The following is a 3,921-nucleotide window of genomic DNA, read 5'->3' as shown; positions in this document are numbered from 1 at the left end:
GGACTGGCTGCGTATGCGCTGGCGGCGCTGCTGCTGCCGCTGCTGCTGGAGCGCGCCACCGGCGCCAGCGCCGACAGCCTGGTCGCGCGCGTGGGCAGCGACCTGGGTTGCAGCAGCCGCGGCGTGCTGTGGTCCAACGTGCTGGAGCTGATCGCGCAGCGGCCGTTGCTCGGGTGGGGCTGGGGGGAACTCGACTACGCGCACTACATGACCCTGTACGCCGGGCCGCGCTTTTGCGACATCCTGGACAACGCCCACAACCTGCCACTGCACATCGCGGTCGAACTCGGGTTGCCGGCCGCGCTGCTGGCTTGCGGCGCGGTCGTCCTGGCGGTGTGGCGCGCCCGTCCCTGGCTCGAAGCCGACAGCAGCCGCCGCCTGGCCTGGAGCGTGCTGGCCGTGCTGGCGATCCACAGCATGCTGGAGTACCCGCTCTGGTATGCGCCGTTCCAGATCGCGCTGGGCTTGGCCGTGGGGCTGTTGCTGGTGCCCCGCGGCAAGGCAGAGCCGCCGCCCGTGCTGCCGGCCAGGCACGCCGCGCTGGTCGCCGCTGCCTGCGCTGGCCTGCTGGCGTACGCCGGCTGGGACTACCTGCGCGTGAGCCAGGTCTACCTGGAGCCGCAGCAGCGCCTCGCGCCCTGGCGCGAAGACGCGCTGGCGCACGTGCGGCGCTCCTGGCTGTTCTCCGGGCAGGCTCGCTTCGCCGAGCTGACGCTGACGGACCTGACGCCGCGCACCGTCGACCGGATCGACACGCAAGCGCAGGCCATGCTGCACTACTCGCCGGAGCCGCGGGTGGTCGAGAAAGTCATAGAGAGCGCCACCATGAAGGAGCGCTACGACGACGCCGTGCTGCACCTGGCGCGCTACCGCGCCGCTTTCCCGGACGACTACGGCCGCTGGCGCAAGACGCAGGAGTTGCCGCTCGGGGTCGTGCCACCTTGAAAGTCAGGCCTGGATGAAGCTGCCCGACTTGCCGCCATGCTTTTCCAGCAGGCGGATGTCGGTCATGGTCATGCCGCGATCGACGGCCTTGCACATGTCGTAGATGGTGAGCAGGGCGACGTTGACGGCGGTCAGCGCCTCCATCTCGACGCCGGTCGGGCCGACGGTTTCCACCGTCGCCGTGCATTCGACCGCCGGCCCGTCCGTCACCAGCGCGAAGTCCAGCGCCACCCGGGTCAGCGCCAACGGGTGGCACAGCGGGATCAGCTCGCTGGTTTTCTTGGCCGCCTGGATGCCGGCGATGCGGGCGATGCCCAGGACATCACCTTTGCTTGCAGTGCCGGATTGGATGATCGCCAGCGTTGCGGCTAGCATCCGGATGCTGCCACGCGCCACCGCCACCCGGCGGGTGGAGGGCTTTGCCGCCACGTCCACCATGTGCGCCTGGCCTTGTTCGTCGAAATGGGTCAAACCGCTCATGCAAAAACCATCCGTGTTGACAATGAATCATACGGCCACGTTCGACTGGCGCGACCGCCTGCGCGCCGCCGCCATCCACCTGGGCGTGAGCGCGCTGGTCGCCTTGCTGGCGGCGCTGCTGGTGTTCGCGGTCTGGTATCCCTATCCTTACCGCGAGATCTCCGGCGGGCGCGAGTTGTTCCTGCTGGTGGTCGGTGTCGACGTGGTCCTGGGGCCCCTGGTCACCTTCGCCATCTTCGACCGCGCCAAGCCGCGGCGCGAACTGCGGCGCGACCTGGCGCTGGTGGCCGTGCTGCAACTGGCCGGGCTGGCATATGGACTGTGGACGGTGAACCTGGCGCGCCCGGTGCACATGGTGTTCGAGTACGACCGCTTCCGCGTGGTGCACCTGATCGACGTGCCGCTGGAGCTGGAGCACCTGGCCCCGGCCGGCGTCGCCGTGGCCCCGCTGCTGGGGCCCACGCCGCTGTCGCTGCGCGAGTTCCGCAACGAGCAGGAGAAGTTCGACGCCACCTTGCTGGCCCTGCAAGGCGTGGCGCTGGCGGCGCGGCCGGACCTCTGGCAGCCGTACCCGGCCGGCCGCGAGAGCGTGCTGCGCGCGGCCAGGCCGGTCGAGCAGCTCAAGAGCCGGTTTCCGCAAAGCGCAGCCGAGATCGAGGCCATGCTGCGGCAATCGGGGCGGCCAGCCGCAGGCGCGGCATACTTGCCCCTGATCGCCCGCAAGGCCGAAGGCTGGACCGTCCTGCTGGACGCCACCTCGGCCGAAGTCCTGGGCTACCTGCCGCTGGATTCATTTTGAGATTCACTCTCCCCCTCCTGCCGCGCCGCACCGGCCTGGCTGCTGCCCTGGCGCTCGCCCTGCTGGGCGCGCCGGCGCTGGCCCAGCTGCCGACGCTGGGCGACAGCAACGACATGGGCACCAGCGCCGAGCGCAAGCTGGGCGAGCAGATCGCTCGCGAGCTGTACCGCGACCCAGACTACATCGACGACCCGGTGCTGGTGGAATACGTGCAGAGCCTGTGGCAGCCGCTGCTGGCCGCCGCCCGCGCCCGCGGCGACCTCGGCGCCGAAATCGACGAGCGCTTCGCCTGGCAAGTGCTGCTGGGCAAGGACCGCAGCATCAATGCCTTCGCGTTGCCGGGTGGCTGGCTGGGCCTGCACCTGGGCCTGGTCAGCGTGACGGTCAACCGCGACGAGCTGGCCTCGGTGCTGGCCCACGAACTGAGCCACGTGACGCAGCGGCACATCTCGCGGATGATCACGCAGGAGACCAGGCAGGCGCCCTGGATGCTGGCAGCCATGATCCTGGGGGCGCTGGCGGTCAGCAAGAGCCCGGAGGCGGGCCAGGCGATCCTGGCCGGCAGCCAGGCACTGGGCGCGCAGCAGCAACTGAGCTTTTCACGCGAGATGGAGCGCGAGGCCGACCGCATCGGCTTCGGCATCATGACGCAGGCCCGCTACCAGCCGCAAGGCTTCGTCACCATGTTCGAGAAGCTGCAGCACGCGGCCCGCCTGAACGACAACGGCGCCTACCCCTACCTGCGCAGCCACCCGATGAGCACCGAGCGCGCGGCCGACATGCAGGCGCGGCACCAGCTGCAGGCCGTCGTGCCCGCCACGCCGACGCTGGAGCACGCCATGGCCGCTGGCCGGGCCAGGGTGATCTCCAACCCCGGTGTCGATGCCTTGCGCGGCATGCTGCTGGAGGCGGACGCCTCCGCGCTGGCGGCGCAGCCGCGGGCGCGCCAGGCCGGCGTGCTGTACGCGGCCGCCTTCGCTGCCATGCGGCTGAAAGAGCAGGCGGCGAGCGCCCGCCTGCTGGCGCGACTGAACACCGTGGTGGCGCCGGAACCGGTGGCGCAACGGCTGGCGCGGCTGCTGGAAGCCGAAAGCGCGGCCGCCCTCAACGACCACGCGCGCGTGCTGCGGCTGCTCGATACGCCGGCAACGCGCCGGCCCGAGCTGCTGCTGCAGGCGCAGGCGCAGGTCCAGGCCGGGCAGGCCCCCGAGGCGGCGCAGCGGCTGCAGGCCTGGGTCGCCACGCAGCCGCGCGACGCCACGGCCTGGCAGCTGCTGGCCTCGGCCTACCTGGGGCAAGGGCAGCGCGTGCGGTCGGTGCGGGCGGAGGCGGAGTCACGGGTGGCGCAGCTGGATTACACGGCGGCGCTGGACCGCTTCAAGGCGGCGCAGGACCTGGTGCGGCGCGGCGCGGCCGCGGGCGACCACATCGAGGCGTCGATCATCGACACCCGGGCCCGCCAGGTCGAATCACTTCTTCGCGAACAGGCGCTCGAGCGCTGATTCGATCACCACGCCCAGCACGGTGTAGATCAGCGAGCCCACCAGCGCGGCGACGAAGCCGCGCACCTGGAAGCTGTCGCCCAGCACGGTGGCGGCCAGCCAGAACATCAGCGCGTTGACGACGAACAGGAACAGGCCGAGGGTGAGCACCGTCACCGGCAGCGTCAGCACCACCAGCACCGGACGCACCACGGC

5 protein-coding genes are annotated in these 3,921 nt (G+C 71.0%); 3 read left to right on the top strand and 2 right to left on the bottom strand.

Features of this window, described 5'->3' with window-relative positions; all coding sequences use genetic code 11:
• A partial coding sequence (locus tag JWP65_RS14705; protein ID WP_299765000.1) for an O-antigen ligase family protein occupies nt 1–945 on the top strand: 945 nt, incomplete at its 5' end.
• A gap of 3 nt (nt 946–948) precedes the next feature.
• Here JWP65_RS14705 and moaC read toward each other — a convergent pair.
• The gene (moaC, locus tag JWP65_RS14700; protein ID WP_299764997.1) at nt 949–1,425 is read right to left on the bottom strand and encodes a cyclic pyranopterin monophosphate synthase MoaC; all 477 of its coding nucleotides are present in this window, start codon (nt 1,423–1,425) and stop codon (nt 949–951) included.
• A gap of 22 nt (nt 1,426–1,447) precedes the next feature.
• Here moaC and tfpZ point away from each other — a divergent pair, with 22 nt between their 5' ends.
• Together tfpZ and JWP65_RS14690 are read left to right on the top strand one after the other, a co-directional pair.
• Nucleotides 1,448–2,224 carry a TfpX/TfpZ family type IV pilin accessory protein gene (gene tfpZ / locus JWP65_RS14695; protein ID WP_299765004.1) on the top strand — a complete coding sequence of 259 codons (777 nt, stop codon included), beginning with the start codon at nt 1,448–1,450 and terminating at the stop codon, nt 2,222–2,224.
• Nucleotides 2,221–3,726, top strand: coding sequence for a M48 family metalloprotease (locus tag JWP65_RS14690; protein WP_367280518.1), 1,506 nt, complete (start codon nt 2,221–2,223; stop codon nt 3,724–3,726). Before tfpZ ends, JWP65_RS14690 begins: the two co-directional genes overlap by 4 nt.
• Here the strand turns inward: JWP65_RS14690 and JWP65_RS14685 are convergent.
• Nucleotides 3,694–3,921, bottom strand: a 228-nt coding sequence (locus JWP65_RS14685; RefSeq protein WP_299764995.1) for a phage holin family protein, incomplete at its 5' end; no start/stop codon positions are given. The two genes, JWP65_RS14690 and JWP65_RS14685, sit on opposite strands and share 33 nt — an antisense overlap.

It is taken from the genome of Ramlibacter sp. (assembly GCF_028292805.1).
Taxonomy (GTDB): Bacteria; Pseudomonadota; Gammaproteobacteria; order Burkholderiales; family Burkholderiaceae_C; genus Ramlibacter.
This window is presented reverse-complemented; position numbering and strand designations above follow the sequence as displayed.